Below are 25,161 nucleotides of genomic sequence, written 5' to 3'. Positions count from 1 at the left end.
CTTCAAGGTATTCCTTTACTATGTTCAATTTAAAATCTGCTTCATAAAAGTTCAAAAAAATGACCTCCCAAAGTTGTATTTTTCATGTACAACTTTTGGGGGTCACCTCAGAAGTGTTTAACCCCAAGAAATAAGAAGGAATTCACGAAAATTGCTCTTCAAATTTTTGTGAATTTCAGCTTATTTCCGAAGGGGTTGCTTCTGCTTCCACCGTTTATTCAGATTCTAGTTGATTGGATTATAACTCATAGAGTTATATCCCAGAAACCTTTTTAACTTCTTCGTAGCCTTCCCGCTGATAAAATTTATGCGCTTCGCTTCTTTCAATCCCTGAGTTCAACCGGACGCCTTGGGCACCATTTTCTTGTGCCCACTGTTCACCGTGTTCCAACAATGCTTTGCCGATTCCTTGCTGGCGAAATGCTTCGTCGACTGCCAAACCTAAAACATTCATCAAGACTGGACCATACGTACAAATATATTCACTTAATTGAATATATCCAACAACTTGTCCGTCTATTTCTTTTACGAATAATTGGTTAGACGGCGAAGAAAGAATGGCATTCAATCGTTCTTCGGCTTCCTTCAATGGGTATTCATGTTGTAACGCATCGGTGTTTAAGTGGTTGATTGCCTGTATATCTGCGGATTTCGCTTCTCGAATGGTCATAATGCTCCTCACTATTTCTTTTTGATTTATTATAATCCCTTTAAAACAGAAAGCATAGCTTGTTTAATCATTCTTAACAACCCGATGTATTTAGGCTAAACGGTATGAAAATAATTTTCTATTAAAACTTATCTAAATTTTGACCTTGCTTTTTGAAGCTTTCTTTTACTTTTTTACCAAATTCTCCTTTTACAGAGTTCCCCATACTCTCTGAAACACTTGCCATATTGGTTTTAAGCGAAGATAGTTTCGCTTCCCCACTTTGTTTGACTTTTTGTTTATTCGTTTGCTTTTTTTGATTCATGGAGTGACCAATTGCTAAGGCGATTGCTTCTTTCTGTGCTGTTTTTTTAAGTTCTTTTTTTACATCATCTAACATCAAAAATCACTCTCTTTCTTAGCAGATTCCTGATCAGATAATGTGCGAATCGCGCGATAATAGTTCTCGTCTAAGTCTTCTATCTCTCGCTCAATCTGCTTTCGGTCATGTCGTGCCACTTCATAGACTTCTTCTTTCATTCTATCTAACTTATGTACAGCCTGCATAATAAACTCTTGATCTGGAACATAGTCTTTTAAATAATAGTGTGTCATATCTGCAACTTCTTCCAGGTCACGAATGCCACTATCTCTTTGAAAAAGAATATCCTCTTTCAAAACATACACTTAAAGCCAAAGTCAATTAGATCATTCTTCGTTGTGTGTGTAGAATGACAGATTATTGCTGCACAAAAAAATCGACTCGAAGTTTTCGAGTCGATTCTTTGATAAAAGCTATCTCTTAACCATTATAAGCATCAATAATGATTTGTTTTAATTCACTGATTAGTGGTTCTTTTGGATTAGCAGTTGTACATTGATCTTCGTAAGCCAATTCAGCCATGTGATCAACAGTAGAATCAAGAATTTCTTGTGTTACACCTTGTGCTTTAAGGTTCATATCGATTCCAACTGCAACACCTAAATCGTAAACTGCTTTTGCTAATGCATCTACTAATTCAGCAGTATTTTTTCCTTTAAGACCTAAGAATTTCGCAATGTCAGCGTAATCTGTGTCTGCACGGAAGTAATCATATTTAGGGAACATTGCATGTTTTGAAGGATCTTTGGCATTGTAACGGATAATGTGCGGTAAAAGAATCGCATTTGTACGTCCGTGTGGAATACCATATTCTCCACCAATTTTATGCGCTACAGAGTGACAAATTCCCAAGAATGCATTGGCAAACGCCATACCTGCCATTGTTGAAGCATTATGCATTTTTTCACGAGATTCTGCATCTGGACGTTTCACAGAGTTTTCTAAATGATCGAAAACAAGTTTGATTGCTTGTAAGCTTAGTCCGCGAGTATAATCAGAAGCCATAACAGAAACATATGATTCGATCGCATGTGTCAATACATCCATTCCAGTGTCAGCAGTTACAGAAGCTGGAACTGACATAACAAATTGAGGATCAACGATCGCTACATCTGGTGTCAAAGCGTAATCCGCTAATGGGTATTTCACGTGTGTTTCGCTATCTGTAATAACCGCAAATGGTGTTACTTCTGAACCAGTACCTGATGTTGTTGGGATACATACAAATTGTGTTTTAACTGCTTTTTCAATTTTGTACGTACGTTTACGGATATCTAAGAATTTTTGTTTTGCTCCAAAGAATTCTGTATCTGGGTGCTCATAGAACATCCACATGCCTTTGGCAGCATCCATTGCAGATCCCCCACCTAATGCAATAATTGTATCAGGTTCAAAGTCTGCCATCATCTTAGTCCCAGCATATACTGTGTTTGTTGATGGGTTTGGTTCAACATCTGAGAAGACTTCGATCTTCACATCATTTTTACGTTTTTGTAATTCTTTACGAACTGTATCAGCGTAACCGAATTGAACCATACCTGGGTCACAAACGATCATTACACGTTCAACATTTTCCATTTTTTGTAGGTATTGTAATGAATTCTTTTCAAAGAAAATTTTTGGTGGTAATTTAAACCATTGCATATTATTTCTCCGTTTCGCTACAGTTTTGACGTTGATCAAGTTGACAGCAGATACGTTTTTAGATACAGAGTTTTTACCATATGAACCACAACCTAATGTTAATGAAGGGATCATTTCGTTGTAGATATTTCCGATTCCGCCTTCTGCAGATGGAGAGTTTACTAAGATACGGCAAGCTTTCATACGTAAACCGAATTTCACTTGTAGATCTTCATCTTCTGTATGGATCACTGCAGTATGTCCTAAGCCACCTAATTCAAGCATCGCTTCACATAAATCAAAAGCGTGATCTGTATCTTTAGCTTTCATCATTGCTAGAACTGGTGATAATTTTTCACGTGAAAGTGGGTATTCAGCACCTGCTCCTTCAAGTTCTGCAACTAAAATTTTCGTGCCTTTTGGTACTTTGATCCCTGCTAGATCAGCGATATGTTCAGCAGAGTAACCAACGATTGCAGGATTAACTGCATATTTTCCTTCGTTCATTACTGCGTCTTCTAATTTTTGTAATTCATTCGGTTTTACGAAGTACACTTGGTGTGCTTCAAATTCAGCTTTTACAGCTGCATAAATTTCTTTATCTACGATTACAGCTTGCTCAGAGGCACAAATCATACCGTTATCGAATGATTTAGAAACGATCAAGTCATTCACTGCACGTTTGATTTTTGCTGTTTTTTCAATATAAGAAGGAACATTACCAGGTCCTACTCCCAATGCTGGTTTACCAGTTGAGTAAGCTGATTTCACCATTGCAGCACCACCAGTGGCTAAAACGATGGCGATTCCAGGGTGATTCATCAAGCCTGAAGTTGCTTCTAATGAAGGTTGTTCGATCCATTGTACACAGTTTTCAGGAGCACCTGCTTTGATTGCTGCATCGCGAACGATACGTGCTGCTTCAGCAGAACATTTTTGTGCACTTGGATGGAAAGCGAACACGATTGGATTACGTGTTTTAAGTGCGATCAATGCTTTAAAGATCGTTGTTGATGTTGGGTTCGTTGTTGGTGTAACACCACAAACCACACCGACTGGTTCAGCAATTTCGATCAAACCAGTTTGGTCATCTTTATTGATCACGCCAACTGTTTTATCGTGTTTGATGCTGTTCCAAATATATTCAGAGGCATACATGTTTTTGATTGCTTTGTCTTCATAAATTCCACGGCCAGTTTCTTCTACAGCCATTTTTGCTAGCGGCATGTGTTGGTCTAAAGCTGCCATTGCCATTTGGTGCACAATGTGGTCAACTTTTGCTTGGTCAAAATCTTCCATTTCTTTTAAAGCGACATTTGCTTTTCTTGCCAACTCATCGATCATCGCTGACACATCAGTAGTTTTGGTCTCATCTTTCTTGGTTGTTTTAGCCATTTAAAAATCCTCCTGAAAAATATATCATGTATTTTTGTTTGTTAACCATTTCACATACACATCATACAACAATATTTTTTTCTTGTAAATAGTTTTTTGTGATTTTTTTCACATTTATGCAATTTTTTATCCAATCAGAAAAAGTAAGCGTTTCATTTTGATAGAATCGAAAAAAGACCATTCTATCTCTAGAATAAGTCTTTTAAATCATGCCAATCGTTAAGTGTCAAACTACTGGTTTGTGCAATCAACTGCTGATAATCAAAAAATTCATTTGGCTTAATATGTAAAATGTCTTCTCGGCATGCTTGGATCGACGATGGTGCATTCTTTTTCCATCGATAAGAAACGAGGTAATGCATCAATTCCTTCTCATCGACTGATGAATACCCAAGCTCTCGAAAAGACTGGCACGTCGCCTTTAATTCTTTTTTCACTAGAAACCGTTGGCGCCAGGATAACTTTTCGATGGCTCATCCCTTCTTTCTAACAGAATAAATATGTAGTAAATTAATTCGTTTTGACAGATTTTACCAGCTAGAAAGAAAAAATTCCAGCAAGCTGGAATTTATTCTTTCGTTTCATCGTTGTCAGAAACGTCAGTTACTGTCGGTTCTTCAATAACTGTTTCTTCTTTGGTTTCAACAACGGTTACGTCGCTGTCATTGACTACTGCTGTACCTGGTTTGACAGTTTTGATCGCCGCACGATCAAACTCTAACACGATTCCTTCGCAATCGATAAATACAGTTTTTTTGCTGCTATCGATTTCAGAAATCACACCATGTAAGCCGCCAATTGTGACAACTTCATCGCCCACTTTCATTGCATCTAAAAGTGTTTGACGCTCATTTTGTTGTTTCTTTTGGGAACGTGTCATAAAAAACATCATTCCTCCCAAAAGAATTAATGGTAAAATAAACGAAATTCCTCCGCCCATTCTGATTCACCTCTCTATTGTATAATCACTAGTTTACTGTAACAAAATTTTCTTTACAACACTAGTCTTTTGATTAAATTATTAGAAACTTTTCGCATTCTCTTTATTAAAGCCGTATTCCTCAAAAAAGGCTTCACGAAATTCAAGTAAATTATCATCCATGATTGCTTGGCGAACTTGTTTCATTAAGTTTAACAAGAAATATAGATTATGGTAGGACGTCAAGCGAATACCGAACGTTTCGTCGGCTTTGATCAAATGGCGAATATAGGCACGCGTATAATTTTTACATGTGTAACAATCACATTTCTCATCCAACGGACGGAAATCTCTTGCATACTGCGCATTCTTAACCACTAAACGACCTTTTGAAGTCATACAAGTACCATTTCTAGCAATTCTAGTCGGCAATACACAGTCAAACATATCGATCCCGCGAATCACACCATCGATCAATGAATCAGCGGTTCCAACACCCATTAGGTATCTTGGTTTATTGTCCGGAATCAACGGCGTCGTGAAATCAAGTACTCGATTCATTTCTGCTTTTGGTTCTCCAACAGATAATCCACCGATCGAATAACCTGGAAAATCCATACTGATCAAATCTTTAGCACTTTGGCGACGTAGATCCTCAAATCCGGCACCTTGAATGATCCCGAATAAGCCTTGACGATCTGGATTGGCATGAGCTTTCAAGCCACGCTCTGCCCAACGTGACGTACGTTCGATCGATTTTTTGACATAATCATAACTTTCGTCAAATGGCGGACACTCATCAAAGCTCATCATAATATCAGAGCCTAGATTATTTTGGATGTTGATGGCCTTTTCTGGTGAAAGGAATAATTTCGATCCATTCAAATGGTGTCTAAAATGAACCCCTTCTTCAGTGATTTTACGCATATCACTTAATGAGAACACTTGGAAGCCGCCTGAATCGGTTAAAATGGGTTGATCCCAATTCATAAATTTATGTAAGCCGCCTGCTTCTGCAATCAAATCATCTCCAGGACGAAGCCATAAATGATAGGTATTGCTTAAAATCACGCCTGCACCTATCTCTTTTAAATCCTCTGGTGACATCGTTTTTACTGTCGCTAACGTTCCTACCGGCATAAACATTGGTGTTGGAAAAGTACCATGTGGGGTAATCAATTCACCTAAACGAGCACCTGTATGTTTTTCTTTTTTTATTAAACGATAACGAATGGCTGGTTCCGTCATTCATTTCCCTACTTTCTTTTGTAAATTCACGCTTCACCCATCATACTTTTTTTTCTGTGTCTTTGCAAGGTTTTACAGGCTTTCTTTAGGATATCCTTAGACAAATAATCGATCAAAGCTACGCTATTATTCATGCAGCTTTGATCGATTCCTTTGTTTATTTCTTCTTCATAGCCGCTTCCAGCTGTAGCATAGCGTTTTTCACAACATTCGGTGTAATCTTTTCCTTCATATAATGAATCGTTTCATGGGGTTCAGCAGCACGTTCTGCCACACGCTGATACTCTTCATCGGTTAAAGTCATTTGCATCTCTTTTAACGATATCGGCAGTTTTAATTGCTGATAAAATGGTATCAGCTGTTCGATTTCATCCCACTTGTCTTCAATCACTAATTGAACCAGCACCCCATAAGCAACTTTATTTCCATGGAGCTGCTTGTGACTTTCAGGTAAAATCGTCAATGCATCATGGATCGAATGCGCTCCAGCAGTACGTCCATAATCATCGCCAAAACCGCCAACCATTCCACCTAATAAAATATTGGTTTCTACAACATTTAGAAAAGCTTGATTGATTTCTTTTTTCTCCATAGCTTCAAGTGCTGCTTGACTATCGTACAACAGGATTTCCCGACATTTTTGAGCAGCAAAGTCAGCCACTTGTATTTCAATAGATTGAACCGCTAGTTGAGAAATCATCGCATCTGCTTCATACCATTTTGCGACAGTATCACCGATTCCAGCTATCATCAAATCAATGGGCGAATTCAAAATCACATTAGGTTCAATCAACACCAAGGCATTACTTTGGGCAAAAACATCATAGCGAACCATCGAACCAGCTTGATCATAGATAACACTTAATGGTGTGTATGCCGCACAAGTGGCAGCTAAGGTTGGTAAAATCAAAACCGGCGCTTGGCACTTATTCGCCACAGCTTTCCCTAAATCTGCAATTTTCCCACCGCCAACTGCAACGATACCTTCCAGTTCATTTTGTTCAAACAGTTGTTTTAACTCTGCTGTCTTTTCATCCGTACACTCACCGCCATAATAAACAAAAAGTGCATCTATATTCACTAACGAAGGAAAATAGTTTTTCGCTGCTTCCCATGAATCTTTCCCGTGTAAAATCATTACACGTTTTAACTTTCTTCTATTTAAATGCGCTTCTAAATCATTCCAGGCACCCTCACGGCATTCATATTCTTGTGGAGCTCCTCTGACTATCAATGATTGATTCATTCTTCTCGACCTTCCATTTTTTCTAAATTTTTATGCAAAAGTGAAATTTTATTAATTCTTTGAACAATTCCACTTTTCCTTTCCCTTAATCTATGATATGATAATTCACATCCGAAAACAATAAATTTTTATACATTTATTCGATTTTTTCAGTATATTTATTGAAAAAGTTCCGTTTACTGCTTTAATGTATGACTTGCTTTCAAAATTTGACTACAAAGGAGATTAAAAAATGAAACTATGCAAAAAAGCTTTAGCACTCATTATACCGTTCTTTATGGTATTGTTCGCTTTTCTTCCAGCTAGCACAACATTTGCAGAAGAAAAGGATCCTGTCTACGAAGGTATCATGAAACGTGGCGAATTGATCGTCGGTTTATCTGCTGACTATGCGCCTTATGAATTTCACGCTGATGTGGATGGGAAAGACCAGATCGTTGGTTTTGATATTTCTATCGCTCAAAAAATCGCTGATGATCTAGGGGTAAAATTAAAAATCGAAGAACTGGGTTTTGATGCATTATTAGGCGCATTGAAAACGGGCAAAATCGATTTGATCATCTCTGGTATGGCGCCAACGCCAGAACGTTTGAAGGAAGTTAATTTTTCTCATCCTTATATGACGGTCCAACAAAAAGTTGTTGTCAGAAAAGATGATAAAGACACGTTCCAATCCACAACAGATTTTGATGGTGTCAAAGTCGGTGTCCAAAAACAGACGACACAAGAAGAGTTGGCAAAAACAGAATTGACTGGTTCTATTCCTACTTCTTTACAAAAGGTTCCAGATATCATTATGAATTTAAAAAATAAAAAAGTTGATGCCGCAGTCTTAGAGGGGCCTGTCGCAGAAGCATATGTTGATCGAGACGATACATTGACTTTTGCTGATGTCACCTTCGAACAAGGAGAAAAAGATGCCGCAGTTGCTATTCCTAAAACTGCACCTGTCTTAGAACAAAAGGTAAATGCATCGATCCAAACGATCAATGACAACAATTTACTAGATGGCTACAAAAAAGAAGCTGGGAAGCTAATGTTTACAGACGATGAAAGCTTCTTAGGTAAATATGGGAAATTTTACATCAGCGGTGCTGGTTATACGATTTTCTTAGCCTTTATGGGTGTATTATTTGGTGCTATTTTAGGTGGCTTATTAGCCTTAATGAAATTATCTAAATCAAAAATCCTACGTGGTATCGCGATCGCATATATCGAGTATGTCCGCGGCACACCCTTACTGGTTCAAATTTTTATCGTGTATTTTGGTACAGGTGTTTTAGGGTTAGATCTTTCCAAAATTGCAGCTGGCTGTATCGCCTTAGCACTGAATAGTGGAGCCTATGTCGCTGAAATCGTCCGTGCCGGTATCAATGCTGTCAACAAAGGACAATTAGAAGCCGCACGTTCCCTTGGTATGAACCAACCGCAAGCGATGCGTTACATCATATTGCCGCAAGCGATCAAAAACATTTTACCTGCACTAGGAAATGAATTCGTAACAGTTATCAAAGAATCTTCTGTGGTTTCTGTTATCGGTGTTTCTGAATTGATTTTCCAAGCCGGAAACGTACAGGGAGCTAGCTTTAAACCATTCTTACCATATCTTGTCGTATCATTGATCTACTTTGTTTTAACCTTTACTATTTCCCGCCTATTAGGTGTTGCTGAAAGGAGAATGAGTACAAGTGATTAATATTAAAAACTTACACAAAACCTTTGGAAAAAATGAAGTCCTAAAAGGCATCGATCTAGATGTAAAAGCTGGTGAAGTGGTTGTTATCATCGGACCTTCCGGAAGTGGAAAAAGTACTTTTCTTCGTTGCTTAAATTTGCTAGAACAACCAACTGACGGTGTCATCGAATTCGAAGGAAAAAATTTGCTGGACAAAGATACAGATATAGACACATTACGCCAAAAAATGGGAATGGTTTTTCAGAACTTTAACCTTTTCCCACATAAAACAGTTTTAGATAATTTGACGATCAGTCCGATCAAAGTCAAAAAAGAGACACCTGCTGCGGCGAAAGAAAAAGCTTTAGCTTTATTAGAACAAGTAGGCTTAAAGGACAAAAGCAGCAGTTATCCATCCAGCTTATCCGGCGGTCAACAACAGCGTGTAGCGATTGCTAGAGCCTTAGCCATGAATCCCGATGTGATGCTGTTCGATGAACCAACTTCAGCTCTTGATCCTGAAATGGTCGGCGAAGTGTTATCTGTCATGAAAGCCTTAGCAGTCGAAGGTATGACAATGGTCGTTGTGACACATGAAATGGGCTTTGCTCGTGAAGTAGCAGATCGTGTCATTTTTATGGATGCCGGAATCGTTCAAGAAGAAGGAACACCTGAAGAGATTTTTGGACAACCTAAAAACCCAAGAACACAAGACTTCTTGAGAAAAGTATTATAAAAAACAGAGGGCTGAGCAAATTGTTCCAAATTTGCTTCGCCCTCTTTAAAAATTATCAAAACAGGAATAAAATAAAGAAAGCATGAACTAAAAGGAGGAACACATGGACATCTCAAATATCGCCAAACGTCACCAGCATCCTGCAGAAAATATTCTGATGGACATCGCAACATTGGCTAAGCAGGTACCTAATCTACTGGATTTATCGATTGGTGATCCGGATTTGATCACTGATGAAACGATCATCAACGCGGCCTTTACTGACGCTAAAAATGGACATACAAAATATACAGCTTCTGGCGGCAGTCAGGAATTTATCGAAACCGTTGTAGCCTTTTATGAAAAACAATATGGTTTATCTTTTGAACCCACTCAAGTTCGAGCAACAGTTGGCGCTCTACATGGTATGTACTTGACCTTACAGGTATTATTAGATGCTGGCGATGAAGTCATCATTCACGAACCCTACTTTTCACCTTATAAAGATCAAGTAATTTTCGCTGGCGGTCAACCTGTCTTTATTCCAACTTACGAGGAAGATGGTTTCCAAATCAATATTGACGTCTTGAAAGCAGCCATCACTGACAAAACAAAAGCCATCATTATCAATTCGCCGAATAATCCAACAGGAGCCGTTTTCTCTCCTGAAACCTTTAAAGCAATCGCAGAGCTTGCTATCAAACATGACTTTTATATCCTTTCAGATGAAGTCTATGAAACCTTTTGTTTTTACGATGATTTTGTCCCCATGGCAACTTTTGCACCAGAAAACACGATTACCTTCAGCAGTTTTTCAAAAGCGTTTGCTATGACCGGCTGGCGTATTGGCTATATGATTGCACCAGCTTATATCAATGAAGCCGCTAAATTGATCAATGAAAGTATCACCTATTCTGCGCCAAGTCCTTCACAACAAGCAGGGATTTATGCATTGAATCACGCTGAACAATTAGTACCAAAAGTCGTCTCCGTATTTAAAGAACGATTGGAATATATTGAACAAAGAGTTGCTCAAATTCCATTTTTATCCTTACACCCTGTGAAGGGCAGTATGTATGCCTTCATCAACATTTCTAAAACAGGACTGACCTCGGTTCCTTTTGTTGAAAAGGTCCTGAAAGAAACCAATGTATTGATGATTCCAGGAAAAGCCTTTGGCGAAACTACAGGCGATGAGTATGTACGTTTAGCTGCTACTCAAGATATCAGTGTTTTAAAAGAAGCGTTTGACCGTATCGAAAAAATGAGCATTTAACTTAAGAAGGATGGGACAATTACCACGAGGGCGATAGCCCTTATAGGTATTTGTCCCATTCTCTTCACTTACCGTTCTTCAATTTTCATTCTCGATCTTATTTTTTAAGTATTGGATCAAATGGCTATAATCTACTTTTTCATAGTCTGTCACATCAAATTCATGAACTTCTCCTAATTGAAATTGGTCGTATTTTCTTTTTTGGATTATTTGCTTGAATTCTTCTTTTGTAATATGATTATCTGCTTTGCTACGATCCTCTAATCGATCATGAAAATGATAATGTGTCATTAAATGACTAAGGTGCCGATCTGGTTCTAAATCTCGGACTTTTCTTCTTTCCCACAATACGTCGAAATCAGCAACTAAACGAATCGTAATGATTTCATATTCATACGTACAAGCCAGTTGCGCTAGCTTATCTTTTTGCTTGTCACTAAATGGGTATTCTGACACGATCACCTGTTTTCCCGCGTCCATATATAATGCTAAGATACCATAATAAAAGTGCCAAACTCTTTTTTCTAACTGAGACTTCTCAGCAAGTGTATCAAATCCGACGGAGTCAGCGAACAGTTCTTTGCCTTCATCTGGCGTAAGCAAAAAGATATTTGGAATTTGTTCCCTGATTTTTGTGATTAGGTAGGTTTTCCCTGTTGCCGGACTGCCAGCAATCAGGATCAAATATTTTTTCATTTGACTAACCTATATGGATAGGATTTTCCACGTTCATAAACAGCCCTATTTTATGCTTGACGATCTCGCGGCAAGCTTCATTAGCTGGAATTACATTATAGCGCAATGATTTATTGACTGCCGTTTCTCCAAAGGATTCTTTCGCTGTTTTAGTCCAGTTTACTAAAAGTTCCGTTCCTACATTGAATTTGCGGATACCATTGTTGATCAACTCTGAATAGTCCTCTTCTTTTACGCCGGTGCCACCGTGAATGACTAGTGGAATATCAACGATCGCGTTAATTTCTTTTAACAATGGCAAGTTAACTTCTGTCTTGGATTTAAATTGTCCGTGATTTGTTCCGATCGCAATGGCTAAAGCATCGATTCCTGTTGCATCCACAAAAGTACGGGCATCCTCTGGTTTTGTGTAGACTTTGTCGTTTTCCTCTACATGAATCCCTTCCTCTGTTCCCCCAATCGTTCCTAGCTCTCCTTCAACAGAAACACCTTTTTTATGAGCGTATGCTACTACAGCCTTTGTTTTTAAAATATTTTCTTTAAATGGTAAATGAGAACCATCGTACATAACAGACGTGTATCCATGATCGATCGCTTCTTTGATATCATCAAAATTTCGTGCATGATCTAAATGAAGTACTGCATCGACCATTTCTTCTTCAGCGATCGTTTTAACAACCGAAACCAGCACATCATATCCGATATATTTAGCTGTATCCACACTCGTTTGGATAATGATCGGTGCCCCCATTTCTTTGGCAGCTCGAATCATTTCAGGTAACATTTCTAAATTATGGGCATTAAAAGCCCCCACCGTAAAATTCAATTCTTCTGCGATTCTTGTGACTTCTTTCAACGTTGTATACATATAGTTCTCCCCTATCTTTCACTTTTACTGACCGCTGATTGTGACTTTTTTAGCGATTTGTCTCATGTCATCCATTTTATTCATCCACAGATCAATTCCAGCATCATCGCCATTTTTTGCGGCTTCTGCTCGTTTTTGATTGTATAAACTCATCAATTTTTTGTATCCTGCGCCAATATTATTTTGATAGGACTGACTTTTTTCTAATGCTGTAATGGCCTGATCGATTTCGTTTAATTGTGCGAGTAGTAAACCCACTTTTTCATATTTTTCAGCTAAAACAGGAGCTGTTGAATCTGATGCCTCGATTTCTGCTGTAAGTTGAGTAATTTCTTTACGAAGTTCATCTTTTTGCTCCTCTGTCAGAACCTCTTTCACTTCTTTTTTTACTGGACTTGTCTTTTTCTTCTTAAAAAATTCAAACATCTTGTCACTCCTTTGTTAAAAGGCCTTCATGATCGGACTAATAAGCCAAGCATATAAAAGAGCCGCTGTAACAGTATCCACATCTGTTGCTGTAGCATTGACAAAGCCCATACTATTGAAAATCGTCACTAATAGTGCAGGTAGCAAGGTAATGAAAAAGCCATGTGCGATGCCACCGATAATCGCTCCACGTCTGCCGCCAACTGCGTTTCCAAAAATTCCTGCTGTCCCGCCTGCAAAAAAGTTCGTCAACATTCCCGGTAAAATCATCGCCAAGCCAAACGTCGGCAAAATGAACATTGCTAGAACTGCTCCGATGGTTGTCGTGATAAAACCTAAGATCACCGCATTTGGACTGTACGGGAAAAATACAGGACAATCCAACGCCGGAATAGCATTCGGCACCAATTTCATCGCAATTCCTCTAAATGCTGGTACGATTTCTCCAAGTAATAACCGAACGCCTGCCAATAATACATAAACACCAACCACAAATTGAATTGCTTGTAAAAAGGCAAACATAATATAGTTTTGATTACCTGATAACGTCGAAGCAAAGATTTCACCTGCAAACAATACAGTTACAATATATAATGGCACCATTACGACCATCACTGACAAGTAGGTATCTTGAAGAAACTCAAAAGATTTCGGTAATTTAAGATCTTCCACAGATTTTTTATTTTCGCCGCGCTCCCCAAAAATCCAAGCAACACCTGCCTCAAACAAGTAGCCAATCGTACAAAAGTGCCCTAACGCAATATCGTCTGACCCTGTTATTTTTCTAATAAATGGCTGGGCGATCGCTGGCATTGCCACCGCAAATACACCGCCAATGAAGCCCCCAACCAGAATCAATGCAAGTCCACGCAGTCCAGCAAAGTAGCCAAAAACCGTGGTCATTGTCGCCATCCATAAAATCGCTTGCCCTGTTAAGAAAATATATTTCCACTTTGTAAAACGAGCAATCAAAATATTAAATACAAAAATGGCTAAAAAGGTTAACGCGATATCTCGGCCTAATCCCAGTTCATTCATTGCCTGTCCGTTGATCGCTTCGATAGAAGGAATGATTCCTTGCATATGAAATCCTTCTGTAAAAATTTCACCAAAATAGGTCAGACTGCCAACAATGATACTAGAACCGGCACTTAGTACTTGAAACCCTAACAACGTTTTTAATGAGCCTGATAACACTTGACCAATCGATTTTTTTTGTAGGATCAATCCTAACATAGCAATTAAGCTGATCGTGATCGATGCCTGAGTCAAAATATTTTCGATGATAAAATTAACTACTCCCATGATAAAGCCCCTCCATTATTTTTTGGCTAAATAGCACCTTTTGCTTGTAAAACTGGTGTGATTTTTTCATCAATTTCGGCTTTCGAAACAATATTTTTCAGATAAATAATCGCTGTCTTTTCTTCATCGATACTAAATTTTTCAAATTGGCTTTGAAAATTCTGAGCTGTAATAATAATATCTGGATTCATAGAAACTGCTGATGAGATGTCTGTATGCTCGAGTTTTGCGTCAACTCCTTTCTGATTCAAGACGTCTTCTGCTGCCATTTGAGCCGCAAAACTACTGCCTAATCCAGCCCCGCAAACAAATAAAATAGTAAGTTTTTTCATGATGATCCGCTCCAGTCATTTTTATTATTTTTGTTGCCTTTCTTCCTCTTCATATAAAATTGCTTCAAAATCAGATACATTACTACAGTCAATCAAACGATTTATTTTTGTTTCGTCATTGATCAAATCAATCAAGCTTTTCATGATATTTAGATGGGAAAACGAATCCACCGCTGCCAAACAAAAAATAATTTTCACAGGATCATTTGCATCATTGCCAAAGACGACCGGTTCGGCTAAAGTCGCAACACTTATTCCTAATTTATTTACACCATCTTCCGGTCTGGCATGGGCCAAAGCGAGATGCTTTCCCATCACAATGTATGGACCAAATTCATTGACAGACGCGATCATTGCTTGTACATAGGATTCGTTAATATAATTTTCTTTTAACAACGGATAGGCCACTCGTCGAATCGCACTCTCCCAATCTGAACATTTTTCTAATAACAAGATATCACTTGGCTTTAAGACATCTTTTAGCATCGGCTGCAGCTCCCTTTTATTTATCTTTAAATGATTCTTATCAAACGCGTTCTCTAAATTTCGATAGATATGGCTAGAAATCGTACCGCCGCTATCTTTGATCAAATCAAGCACTTCATAAAATAATTCCGTAGAATCATTGACGTTATTTACTAGACGTTTAAATTGTTTATTTCGTTCTAAAAATGCTTGAATATTTTTGCGACTTTCTATTTTGATGATCGGATCAACAACTAAAATTGGTTTTTCAGGATACGTTAAACTGAGCGTCGAAAAAATCAGATCAACATCTAGTTTTTTTATTAGCTCCATCTCTCCTGTGCTTAAAACAGCTACTACTTCAATGTTAAACAGTTCCTTCAAATGTTCTGCTAGTAATCTCCCGGTAGCGGTTCCATGATTACAAACCACAACTGCCTTGTAGGTATATTTCAGCTCTTGATTAATTGCACTTACAGAAGTTGAAAAATGAATCGTCAAGAAAGCAATTTCATCCTCACTTAATTCATTTTTAGTGATTACTTCGATCGCAGGTGCAAATTTTTCAATCGCAAAATAAATATTTCCGTAATACCGTTTCACCGTTTCTTTCAATGGATTTAAAATTTGGATTTCACTTTTTACCCGACTAATCAAACCAGCCATGTGGCGATACAATCCTTCGTGTAGAGATTCTTCCTTCTTCGAAAAAGGAATTTGAGTCGTTTGCTCAACAAACTGAATAAGTTGGATCGACAATAATTGGGCTTGTACCCATTCAACAGAATTACTTATGCTCCCAGTGCTAAACGTTTCTAGCATAAAAACGATATAATTTAATTCCGAGGCTGGCGGTCTAACAACTAATGTTTGACACAACTGATCGACAAAAGAGGTTTTAAGCGTATTTTGATCTATATCCCAAATTTCCCAATCAGAGCTGGGAATCAACTCTTGGCTTAAGTAACGACTTAACCAAACCGCTGTAAACATGACCAGCTGATTGCGATAAATATCCTCTCTTGAGGAAATCGTTTGATGATAGACGTGATCAATTTGTTTTAATACCTCTCTGGGAATATAGCGAAATAAATGTATTTCTGAAATACTCAAGCCAGACGCATTCTCATCAAGAAACCGCAAGCTGTCAATGGCTTGGTTGATCACATCATAGATCATAGTGCGAATAGTTCGTTCGGATCCTTTTAAAACGATCCCTTGTTTAGGAATACTCAATACTTCAATACCATACTCTAGAAGAATATTCCTGACCCTCCGCATATCTTCGTCCATTGTACTTTTGGATATCTGATACTCTGATTCTTTTTGATATAAAAAAACAGGTTGTTCCGATAAAGAAAAAGCTAAAATCAAATCAAAAATTCGTTCCTCCCGATTCAAGTAATCAAATTCATTTTTTTCGTCGATAAGCGCATCTAATTGTTCTTTTTCCAGCTGATCAAGCGTTAAAACCATTCCTTTGTTTCGGATTGTTTTAATCTCTGACAATTCATGACTGATAAGAAATTCATTGATTTCTTTAATCTCGTTTCTGATTGTTCTGTTGCTGATTTTGAAATCCTCGCTTAATTCATCAAGAGTCAATGAATAATCTGACCAAATAAACCGTTTAAATATTTGCATTGTTCGATCTTTCATTTGCTTCTCTCCTTATCTGAGTTCATTATATAATCGGAAGGGACAATTGATTAGTAGAGATTGTTGCAACATTTTTTTGCAAAAATGTAAGCGCAGACATTTTCGCTAAAAATAAATAGATACATCTTAAGTATACAAAAAAAGCATGGTACAAAATGACGTGTCCTCAAAATTGTATTTTTCACATACAACTTTTGAGGCACACATCAAAATGCTCCATACTTTATTTTTATAGATTTTGTTCGCTATCTGTTAATACATTATAGAGGATAACCACCGTTGTAATGATACATACAACGATTTGAATCCATATATTATCTGAGAAACTCTCGGCGATTTTAATAGTAGTAATTGCCAAAAAGAAACAAATCGCGAATATTACAGCTAATTTTATTCGCTTAACTTCTTGTTGTATTCTAAAAACAGTTTCAATAGGCACACCTTTTTCTTTCGCAATCATTCGAATTTTTTGTTTCCCAACGAGGAGCCAAAAGACTTCCCAATAAAGACTTTTCTCTTCGGAAGCTCTACTAAAAATAGTATAGCGGTCTTTATCTTTCTTTTTTTCTTGATGGCGTTTAAAACTAATCAATTTTGGATGCAGTAAACGTTCATTTTTATTTACCCAAGTAAGTATTTCTTGCCATTCTTGCACCCTTAAATGAGGAGAGGTTAAAACAATCAACTCTAGTTCTAAAGCACTCAATCTATCGATTAGTTCAAGTAAGAATTCATAGTCTCTTGACAGCACATCCAAGGATGAAACAACCAAATAGTCGCCTGCTTCTGAATAATCTAGTAACCGTTGGAACTCACTTTCTTGCTCTTGCAGCACCGCATATCCTCTGTCCGCATCCGAAAAAATTTCATCTACTGCATAGGCTTCCAAATGGTCATATTGCTGTGTCATTTTTTGTCCATGAACATATCCTAATTTCATCGTTTTCTACTTTCTTTGTCTATTTCTTTTTTGAGCCATAGACCGATCTTCTTTTTTAGCAATAGACTTTTGCCATAACTGATTGATTTTATTCGTTAATTCTGCATTTTTTTGAATGATATAAACGAGCAGCAGACTATGAATAAATAGAATAAGCGCAGATACGATCAACAGTATGTACATATACACCCTCCAAAAAGTTGAGACAAAAATGCTATTGTTTAGTACGTTTTCTTAACAGTCGTCTCTTTCTAGTTTGTTCTTAAGATTTCACCTAACTTGTTTTGCTGATAATCCCAACTATACGGAAGTGGGGAACGAGTTTTATCAACAGACGGTTCAATATAAATAGTCACCCAATAGCTGGCAGCCTCTGTAATATCTAGAGACGGTGTATTATTTATTCGCAGCTCACTATTGTGAAGACGATTATCCGTTGTCGCTACATAACCACTGTAAGAATAATATTCAGGAATTAGCGCAGTTAAGACTAGCTGGTGATGATTTGCTTGTTTAGCAATGATCCTCTCCGTATAAGGAACTTTTTCCTGTTCTTTTCCAGATATGACGGTTAAATTAAACAGATTACTTTTTTTGTCTGCTCGCCCATTATCGATCTGTAAGTATCCTGATTTTGGTACGACCACCTCTTGATGATCGGCTAAAACAATCTGTCTAATATTTAATTGAATCAATTTATTGTAATAATACGTAACCGTCATATGTTTAGCGATTTTGTCGATCGCAACAGTTGTTTGACTATCGCTAGGTACAGACGTACCATTATCAATCGTATAACTATCCACAGCATACCCATGAATCTGTTTGAATGACTGTGTATAACGACTACCTTTTTTTATGTTTTGGTAGCTTTCTTGCTGGATTTCTTTGCCCTCTGTATCCAAATATTTTTCCGAAATTCTAAATTCTGTCATCAGCTCTTTGATTTGAATCGTCTTGACACCACTGACATTATTTGCTCGGTCAACTGTTACCACATGCAGATATTTATCAAAATCAACTAAACCATTGATTCCAGTTATACTCCCCTTCGTGTTATAGGTAAGCAGATTAGCATCTTTTGATGGATCATAATTCGGCGCTGATTTATCTGTCGTTCCTTGAGGTGCCACGTAAATATCATAACGCTCAGCTGCAATTCGACCAAAATCATCCTTGTAGCTTTCTACTGTGCTATTTAGATTAGACGTTGAGGAGCTATCAATCTTATAAAAATATCCTGCAATATTACTGGTGATCATCTCTTTGACAATATCAGATTTTTTTAGTCCGTTGTCTCTCGTATCGGCTTCTACATACCATTGATACTCTTTTCCAATGTCAACACTGTCTATTTCTATCGCTAAATTTTCTATGCCTGTATTTGGTTTTTGTATCGCTGTTGCAAGCTTTGGCGGTCGATCATCTTTTACAGTATAATCCTGCGCTTTTGTTTCCAAAGACACCTGAGCTAGATTATACAAGGTATTGGCAATGATTTTCCGCTCATCTATCGTAGACTGACCATTACTGTGCCCTGTTTGGATCATGCCTAGATTATTATTTGTAGCTAGATAAAAGGTAGCATCCGCACTGCCATCACCAGGTTTATTCCAGTTGTACGGCGGTAAAAATTCCAGCCATTTGATCGTATTTGAATTAGGTAAGATTCCCTGTCCCCAAGTGTGGGTCAAAGGAACTGTAAGAGTTAAATCATTCTGTAATTCAAACGGATATTTCATTAAGTAGCCGTTGTTATTGATCTTTACTGTTCTGCTTCCTAATTGAAATGACGATGCTTGCAGTTTAAACCCTAGCTGACTTGCAAAGCTATTGAAATTCGTATGTCCTCGGTCATTTGGTGTAATCGTATCATGACCAAATAAAACACCTCTTCCCGAGTTAATGTACTCTTGTGTTGCATTTTTGACGCTAACTGAAATATCCTTATGATTGTTATAATCCCACGAACCAAACATCATAACATCGTAAATATAATCTCCTTTAGCATTTTTCATATACTTATTAGGATTCAACGCTAAATCTGTTTGACTAACATAACTAACCTGAATCAGTTGATTTCCTTTTGAATCTTCTAGATTTAAGCTATCCATCCATTCTTTTAAGGTTTGAGCATCTTGTCTGTCTGGATAAACATTTAAAACATTGATCGTTTTTCCATAATTCATAGAGCGGACGTTCCAAGTAGTTCCATCTTCTGACTGAAACAACTGATAACCAGATTGCTTTAAGCCGCTGACCTCTCCCCATTCTAAGGAGGCGTAACTTTTTTTCTCTTCTCCATTCCAGAGATTTTCTGCTTTCAAGCGAAAATCACCGTTAGTGACAATCGTAAAAGCGCGTAATTTGTTTTGACTAAAAAAATAACCTCCAACAACAAAAACAATCAGCAACATAAACAACCATTGTAACTTACTTTTCTGATTCAATTTCTGCTTTCTTTTTTTCATTTTCTCTCCTTCTTGTCACTACTCATCAAATCAATGATTTCTTAACCAAAAACACTCATTTCATAAGGATTGAATGAAAAAGGCAGACATGGAATAATCATTCCATGTGCCTCTTTTTACTCCACTTTTCCTGCTAATTGATTACTGATTTCCAATAATTGACCTTTAGCTGGGGCAACGCCTTGCCACCAAGCATCTCGATAGGCATCTTTTGTACAGCTAATTGCTTCTACTTTTACTAGTAAATTAAATTTCGCCTTATGGTATTCTGCTCCTAAGCCATCGTTCAATTTTACTTGTGTAAACAATGCTTCTGAAGCGTTCGCATCACCAGGTTTTAATACATTCAAATAGTAATAATACCCATCTTCACCTAGTTTCCACTGCGTATTGTTTATATCCACTGATAGTTCATCTCCAATATTTGCTGGTAACAACCTTGTAATACCATCACTTTCTAAATGAATTTCAGGATGTAATAACACACGGACAAACTGGTTGAGCGTTCCTGTATTGACAATACTGACTTTTTTTTCTACCGCTTTCTCTGGGGCAATCGTTGTCGGCTCAGTAAAAACTTCATCGATTTTCGTTTGAAGGTTTCCAATTTGAAAAAAGTTTACTTTTTCTTCTTTCATCGTCATCGCCGCATACGCAGTAATTCCACCCACCAAACATAGGATAGAGACGAGCAGCAATCCAAAAGAATAAATCGTATGTTTTTGTTTTCTCATCTTCAATCCCTCCTAATGAACTTTTTCCCGATACATCGCTTCAACATAGGAACCAGAAGGAATCTTCCAGTCATCCAGCAACGCTTTTGTACGGTCGTGAGCATCCATGATCGGCACTAGTTGGTACAACGAACCTTTAAATTTATTCGGTAACTGTTTCTCCAAGCTGACCTGCTGAATCAAGTCCTTCGTTCGCTCTTTTGGCTGCAGTACTTCTGAATAATAAAAATAACCATCTGAGTAATACCAATAATGCTTCTTTCCTTTGCTGGGCTGCTTATTCTGATCAAAAATATCGGTATCATTAAAATGAATGGTTAAATGTTTAAGAGCCTCTCCACGTCGAGCACCTTTGTAAACATACGCTGTAGCTGGATTTTTTTTATCTCCTTTATAAACTTCTGCTGCCTTGTAGTATCGATTGGCTTCGAGTTTATAAGTACGCCCCTTCGCCCACGTTTCAGCATCGTCCATAATCATATCAGTGCCGCTTGATGTAGAGACTGTTTTCAATCCACCGTTTCCAGTACCGTCAGCCATATCAAGTTCAAAGTGAACTAAAAATTCATATATAGATATCCGAACAAGAGCAGGCATCTGCCCATCATTTTTCACAAATAACTTTTTTTGAGTCACTGCACCTGGGCTCCATTGCAAATTTGGGGTGAAAACTTCATCGATTGCAACAGAAAAATGTTTACTGTTCGGTTGATTTCGATTGATTTTATCATCGCTATAAGTGATCCAAGAATACGTACTGCCCACTACCAGCAACAAACTTAAAACGATCGAAAACAAGCCCCATAACAATTTATTCTGGTGAATAATTTTTAACAGCTTTCTTCCTTTCCTCATTTGCCGCCCCCTTTCGCTACTCTGTTTTGCTTTGTTCTTCTCGACGCTTTTTCCATAGTAAAGTGACAATCAATACAAGGAGCAACCCGGTCAATAGTTTATAGATCAAATGTTTGATTTCTTCTCCTGTCATTGGAAACATCCCTTTTGCTTTGGCTAGCTTTTCCGGAACAGATTCATCGCTTGAGGAACTCGTCTCTTTTGGTTGATTTTTCGTTGCAACAAAGGTCCAATGATACAACAGCTGACTCTCTTCTTTAAAATCTGCTGTGGTAAAATGTTTGTCTACATCAAAACGTGCGGTTAAAATCTGATCTTTTCCATATTCACTTGTTCCTATGATCAAAGGTTGAATCGTCCAATCAAATTCTCCATTGCCTAATAGCGGGCCTTGGTATAAAACTTTATCCTCAATCGATAAGGTCAATGTAATCAGTTTATTAAAATCGACTACTCCTTTAGACGAATCAGGAGTGACTAAAACGCCCAGTTCGAATGGTTCTTTTATATCCAAACCACGAATCGTAATCGTTTTCTCATAACTTTCTCCTGGTAGAACATTTGGCAAATCAACATAATATTCTCCTTCGGAAGAAGCAGATATGCCCGTCTCATCGCCAATGATCACTCCAGGAGGAAGGGTTTGGCTTGCAACAGCTAAAAGCGTTCCACTGGTAAAAGTGATCAAAGTACTTACCAAGCTATACAAAACCAGAAGTGACCAACGTTTTCGCACTGATATTTGCAGCATACTTTTCCCCTTCCTTTTAATTATTCTTTTTTCAACGACAATTAGCTAGCAGCTTGGCCTTCTAGGTATACATTGATTTTTTTCGTATCAGAACCATCTGCACCTTGTAAATTCCAACCAGCCGTATCCGTCAACGCTTCTTTCGTTGCTTGGATTGCTTCCATTTTTACGATCAAATCATATGTCGCATTTGTATACTCAGTTCCTATAGCATTTGTAAAGACTAATTTTTTCAATAGATGTGGTGTTGTCGCACCTGAATTTACCGGGCTCGTATAATAGAAGTAGCCATCTTCTTTGTTGTACGTCCACTTATCTTTTGCCAACGCTGCGGTGTCGATCATATCTGTTCCGTATTCAATATTGATTCCGCTAATACCTAAAGCATTCGTATCTGCTTGAACCCCTTTTTTATCTGATACCGCTGTCGGGATCTGTCCTGCTGCTGTTGCTGGGGCTGCTGCTGGAATAGCGGCAATTCCTAGCGTTTTAGCAGTATAATCGTAATCTACATCATATTTTTTTCCTATGCTTCCTAAAAGAGAGGCTTTAGCAGCTGTTGCTTCTGCAGAAGCACCTTCTAGTGTCGAAGCTGCCCAATTGGTTACTTGGTTACTGTAACCACCTTTATAAACAGAGTATTCTGCTTTGTTCATAACAAAATTCCAATCAGCTGCAGACGAACCAACGGTATTTCCATCTTTTACTGACACATCTGTTGTCATTGCTTGAAATTTTCCAGCACTATATTCGAAAAATGCTGAATAACTAAATGTCGTATTCTCATCACCGGTCACCGGATCTTTAGTGACTGAGCCTTTGGCATACACTTTAACGCCTGCTGGTAAAGCTTTATCTTGGTCATCTTTCACTTTAGCAGTAACATTGGTATATCCGCTGCCCGCATCCGTATACTTATCCCCATCGAATTCAACAGGAACATCATCAGATAGTGCTGGTGTACCACTTGCTTTCCAACCTTCAGTTCGGTTTGTTACCGTACCTTTTTCAGTCAAGTAGTTTAGCACCTCTTCATAAGATACACGTACAAAAACAGGTGTATTACCAGAATTCGTTACCGCTACTTCTTTGGTCGCATCGGTTCCTGGCACAATCGGTTTAGGATTCCAAACCTCTTCCACGCTGACACTCCCGTCTTTGATTGCAGCAGTTTTCACACGGTTGATTCGTTGATCTTGAGAATTGATCCATGCAAAAGTACCTGCTCCTGCTGCCAATAACGCTAAACATGCGGCAGCAACCAACTTTTTCTTTTTGTTTTTTTTCATTTTTTTATCCTCCTAAAGATAATAATTTATATTCTCACGCCTCCTAAAAAAGGCGACGTGCTAATATCATCGGTCATATATCGGTCGTCTCATTCTCTTATCTTTTCGAACAAGTTTTTCCTTTGGTGAAAATAAATAGGCTTTCAATACCAAAACAGAGCCATATAACGAAAGAACAGAAACGAGACAAGCCCAAAATTCATCCCGAATAAAATCTAAAATCATCCCCACTTTCGGCACCGCTATAATTACTTTACCCAACACACGATCTGCTGGGATCGGTGGATCATTGCTTTTATTTGCATCCCCTTTAGTAATTAAAAACTTGCCTTTCTCTCCGTTCAACTCATCTTTGTGCTCGACCAAACGGTGGGTTAAGTAGCGGGAACCATCACCAACAGCAAAAGTTACGATATCATTTTTTTTAACAGAGTTCCCATCGGTCATTTTGATGATTACGATATCTCCAGCATAGAAACCACCCTTTGGGCCATTTTCTTGCGGAACCATCGAGTTCGTCAAAACGGTATAGAATCGATAACCAAAAATCGATGCAGATGATTTAGAACTGAAGGAAAACATAAGCGCCGTCACAATAATTCCAATGGTTACACTGTAAAAAAATAGATTACTTAAAACAGAAAATACCACTATAGCCGGGCTCTTCTCAGCAGATCGCTGATTATATTTACTATATCCAGCGCTGACTCTTTGCTTTGGAATACGCTTTTCAGACTGCACACGTTGCGATACGGTCGGTCTTTTTCTGCTGGACGTTTTAATCGTATCTTTATTTGCTTTGATTTTTAGTTTGGATGTCCCTTCATCTTCGTGATATCTCTCAACTTTTTGAAGTGATCTTTCGCGTTCTTCTTTGTTGCGGGAACGGTGTTTCGGATGTTGCGGTCTATGCTCTTCGTTAAAATGATTCTTTTTTCTGATAGACGATTTCCTTGACATAGTCAGTCCCCCTTTTCACTAATTGCTTTCCGCGTATAAGTAAACCTTTAACAAAAAAAGCAGTAGCCAACCCTAAATGTAATTATTTTTAACCACTAAACAAAATCATACTACATGTTATTTTTAAGGTCAACACACTTTTATGTTTCTTTTTTATTTTATTTGATCGTATTCGTTTTTCTTTTAAAAACACTTTTAAAACAGCTTCAATTTGCATAAAAGTCACAAAATAATTCATAAAAAGAATATTAACCAAAATAACACATCTAAAAATAAATGTTA

At 37.8% G+C, this 25,161-nt stretch carries 25 protein-coding genes; 3 read left to right on the top strand and 22 right to left on the bottom strand.

Going from position 1 to position 25,161, the window contains the following annotated elements; genetic code table 11:
• Nucleotides 1-253: 253 nt before the first annotated feature.
• From BCR25_RS16675 to BCR25_RS16640, 8 genes are all read right to left on the bottom strand, one after another.
• Entirely contained in the window at nt 254-670 is a 417-nt protein-coding gene (locus BCR25_RS16675) for a GNAT family N-acetyltransferase (RefSeq protein WP_069664730.1), read from the bottom strand.
• Nucleotides 671-791: 121 nt separating this feature from the next.
• Nucleotides 792-1,049, bottom strand: coding sequence for a hypothetical protein (locus BCR25_RS16670; protein WP_069664729.1), 258 nt, complete (start codon nt 1,047-1,049; stop codon nt 792-794).
• Entirely contained in the window at nt 1,049-1,336 is a 288-nt protein-coding gene (locus tag BCR25_RS16665; protein WP_069664728.1) for a hypothetical protein, read from the bottom strand. The genes BCR25_RS16670 and BCR25_RS16665 overlap by 1 nt, the downstream gene beginning before the upstream one ends.
• A gap of 115 nt (nt 1,337-1,451) precedes the next feature.
• A complete protein-coding gene (gene adhE / locus BCR25_RS16660) occupies nt 1,452-4,049 on the bottom strand; it encodes a bifunctional acetaldehyde-CoA/alcohol dehydrogenase (RefSeq protein WP_069664727.1) in 2,598 nt (865 codons plus the stop codon).
• 188 nt (nt 4,050-4,237) lie between these two features.
• Nucleotides 4,238-4,486, bottom strand: a complete 249-nt coding sequence (locus BCR25_RS16655) for a post-transcriptional regulator (protein WP_245792177.1) — start codon at nt 4,484-4,486, stop codon at nt 4,238-4,240.
• Nucleotides 4,487-4,617: 131 nt separating this feature from the next.
• On the bottom strand, nt 4,618-4,989 hold the full coding sequence (gene yajC, locus BCR25_RS16650) for a preprotein translocase subunit YajC (protein WP_069664725.1): 372 nt from the start codon (nt 4,987-4,989) through the stop codon (nt 4,618-4,620).
• Nucleotides 4,990-5,070: 81 nt separating this feature from the next.
• A complete protein-coding gene (tgt, locus tag BCR25_RS16645; RefSeq protein WP_069664724.1) occupies nt 5,071-6,216 on the bottom strand; it encodes a tRNA guanosine(34) transglycosylase Tgt in 1,146 nt (381 codons plus the stop codon).
• A gap of 157 nt (nt 6,217-6,373) precedes the next feature.
• The gene (locus BCR25_RS16640; protein WP_069664723.1) at nt 6,374-7,462 is read right to left on the bottom strand and encodes an iron-containing alcohol dehydrogenase family protein; all 1,089 of its coding nucleotides are present in this window, start codon (nt 7,460-7,462) and stop codon (nt 6,374-6,376) included.
• Nucleotides 7,463-7,694: 232 nt separating this feature from the next.
• Here BCR25_RS16640 and BCR25_RS16635 point away from each other — a divergent pair, with 232 nt between their 5' ends.
• From BCR25_RS16635 to BCR25_RS16625, 3 genes are all read left to right on the top strand, one after another.
• The gene (locus tag BCR25_RS16635; protein WP_069664722.1) at nt 7,695-9,158 is read left to right on the top strand and encodes an ABC transporter substrate-binding protein/permease; all 1,464 of its coding nucleotides are present in this window, start codon (nt 7,695-7,697) and stop codon (nt 9,156-9,158) included.
• A complete protein-coding gene (locus BCR25_RS16630; RefSeq protein ID WP_069664721.1) occupies nt 9,151-9,873 on the top strand; it encodes an amino acid ABC transporter ATP-binding protein in 723 nt (240 codons plus the stop codon). Before BCR25_RS16635 ends, BCR25_RS16630 begins: the two co-directional genes overlap by 8 nt.
• Before the next feature lie 103 nt (nt 9,874-9,976).
• On the top strand, nt 9,977-11,128 hold the full coding sequence (locus BCR25_RS16625) for a pyridoxal phosphate-dependent aminotransferase (protein ID WP_069664720.1): 1,152 nt from the start codon (nt 9,977-9,979) through the stop codon (nt 11,126-11,128).
• 78 nt (nt 11,129-11,206) lie between these two features.
• Here the strand turns inward: BCR25_RS16625 and BCR25_RS16620 are convergent, their stop codons facing one another.
• The 14 genes from BCR25_RS16620 to BCR25_RS16560 all read right to left on the bottom strand — a co-directional run bounded on the left by BCR25_RS16620 (nt 11,207) and on the right by BCR25_RS16560 (nt 24,879).
• The gene (locus BCR25_RS16620) at nt 11,207-11,824 is read right to left on the bottom strand and encodes a P-loop nucleotide/nucleoside kinase family protein (protein WP_069664719.1); all 618 of its coding nucleotides are present in this window, start codon (nt 11,822-11,824) and stop codon (nt 11,207-11,209) included.
• A 4-nt stretch (nt 11,825-11,828) separates the two neighbouring features.
• Nucleotides 11,829-12,692 (bottom strand): class II fructose-bisphosphate aldolase, encoded by an 864-nt coding sequence (locus BCR25_RS16615; protein WP_069664718.1) that lies wholly within the window; start codon nt 12,690-12,692, stop codon nt 11,829-11,831.
• Nucleotides 12,693-12,716: 24 nt separating this feature from the next.
• Nucleotides 12,717-13,118, bottom strand: coding sequence for a hypothetical protein (locus BCR25_RS16610; RefSeq protein ID WP_069664717.1), 402 nt, complete (start codon nt 13,116-13,118; stop codon nt 12,717-12,719).
• 15 nt (nt 13,119-13,133) lie between these two features.
• The gene (locus tag BCR25_RS16605) at nt 13,134-14,423 is read right to left on the bottom strand and encodes a PTS sugar transporter subunit IIC (RefSeq protein WP_069664716.1); all 1,290 of its coding nucleotides are present in this window, start codon (nt 14,421-14,423) and stop codon (nt 13,134-13,136) included.
• A 26-nt stretch (nt 14,424-14,449) separates the two neighbouring features.
• Nucleotides 14,450-14,755 (bottom strand): PTS sugar transporter subunit IIB, encoded by a 306-nt coding sequence (locus BCR25_RS16600; RefSeq protein ID WP_069664715.1) that lies wholly within the window; start codon nt 14,753-14,755, stop codon nt 14,450-14,452.
• Between the two features lie 24 nt (nt 14,756-14,779).
• Nucleotides 14,780-16,879, bottom strand: a complete 2,100-nt coding sequence (locus BCR25_RS16595) for a BglG family transcription antiterminator (protein WP_069664714.1) — start codon at nt 16,877-16,879, stop codon at nt 14,780-14,782.
• Nucleotides 16,880-17,108: 229 nt separating this feature from the next.
• The gene (locus BCR25_RS16590) at nt 17,109-17,819 is read right to left on the bottom strand and encodes a recombinase family protein (protein WP_069664713.1); all 711 of its coding nucleotides are present in this window, start codon (nt 17,817-17,819) and stop codon (nt 17,109-17,111) included.
• Between the two features lie 6 nt (nt 17,820-17,825).
• Nucleotides 17,826-18,002, bottom strand: a complete 177-nt coding sequence (locus BCR25_RS20490) for a hypothetical protein (RefSeq protein WP_169819034.1) — start codon at nt 18,000-18,002, stop codon at nt 17,826-17,828.
• A gap of 68 nt (nt 18,003-18,070) precedes the next feature.
• Nucleotides 18,071-20,290, bottom strand: coding sequence for a MucBP domain-containing protein (locus tag BCR25_RS16585; protein WP_069664712.1), 2,220 nt, complete (start codon nt 20,288-20,290; stop codon nt 18,071-18,073).
• A 116-nt stretch (nt 20,291-20,406) separates the two neighbouring features.
• Nucleotides 20,407-21,024, bottom strand: coding sequence for a hypothetical protein (locus tag BCR25_RS16580; protein WP_069664711.1), 618 nt, complete (start codon nt 21,022-21,024; stop codon nt 20,407-20,409).
• 12 nt (nt 21,025-21,036) lie between these two features.
• A complete protein-coding gene (locus tag BCR25_RS16575; protein WP_069664710.1) occupies nt 21,037-21,879 on the bottom strand; it encodes a BsaA family SipW-dependent biofilm matrix protein in 843 nt (280 codons plus the stop codon).
• A 16-nt stretch (nt 21,880-21,895) separates the two neighbouring features.
• Nucleotides 21,896-22,630 (bottom strand): cell wall protein, encoded by a 735-nt coding sequence (locus BCR25_RS16570; protein ID WP_069664709.1) that lies wholly within the window; start codon nt 22,628-22,630, stop codon nt 21,896-21,898.
• Nucleotides 22,631-22,671: 41 nt separating this feature from the next.
• Nucleotides 22,672-23,919, bottom strand: a complete 1,248-nt coding sequence (locus BCR25_RS16565; RefSeq protein WP_069664708.1) for a hypothetical protein — start codon at nt 23,917-23,919, stop codon at nt 22,672-22,674.
• Nucleotides 23,920-23,985: 66 nt separating this feature from the next.
• Nucleotides 23,986-24,879, bottom strand: a complete 894-nt coding sequence (locus BCR25_RS16560) for a signal peptidase I (RefSeq protein ID WP_069664707.1) — start codon at nt 24,877-24,879, stop codon at nt 23,986-23,988.
• Nucleotides 24,880-25,161: the final 282 nt, after the last annotated feature.

The sequence above is a fragment of the Enterococcus termitis genome (assembly GCF_001730305.1).
Classification (GTDB): Bacteria; Bacillota; Bacilli; order Lactobacillales; family Enterococcaceae; genus Enterococcus_L; species Enterococcus_L termitis.
The sequence above is the reverse complement of the archived record's forward strand: the minus strand, read 5'-3'. Positions and strand labels throughout refer to the sequence as shown.